Source organism: Cognatundibacterium curvum, assembly GCF_014284235.1.
Classification (GTDB): Bacteria; Pseudomonadota; Gammaproteobacteria; order Burkholderiales; family Burkholderiaceae_D; genus Undibacterium; species Undibacterium curvum.
Map to the genome: position 1 here is coordinate 1 of NZ_JACOGD010000028.1, position 427 is coordinate 427.

Below are 427 nucleotides of genomic sequence, written 5' to 3' on the forward strand. Positions count from 1 at the left end.
TTACCACGGCAGGGTTCGTGACTGGGGTGAAGTCGTAACAAGGTAGCCGTATCGGAAGGTGCGGCTGGATCACCTCCTTTCTAGAGTAGCGCTGGTAGTTAAGTGTTCACTTTTATTGACTGTTAAATTAGATAACGAGAATGCATTAAAGCAGGTAGTGCAGCTTTAATGAAAAGAGTAGTTATGCTTCAGAAAGCGTAGCGAGCGTTTCAAGGTTCAGCTGAGAAGCACAGTCGTACAAACGTACGACGAGCATCGCAAGTTGAAGATTGAAAGGCGCAGTAGCTTAATGAAGTATAAGGGGGTTTAGCTCAGCTGGGAGAGCACCTGCTTTGCAAGCAGGGGGTCGTCGGTTCGATCCCGTCAACCTCCACCATACTGGGGCTGTAGCTCAGCTGGTTAGAGCACCGTGTTGATAACGCGGGGG

At 49.4% G+C, this 427-nt stretch carries 1 tRNA gene and 1 rRNA gene; both read left to right on the forward strand.

What is annotated here, in order from left to right:
- Positions 1-80 (forward strand): 16S ribosomal RNA (locus H8K43_RS18700); the annotation flags it as partial.
- 220 nt (positions 81-300) lie between these two features.
- Positions 301-376, forward strand: a tRNA-Ala gene (locus tag H8K43_RS18705).
- Positions 377-427: the final 51 nt, after the last annotated feature.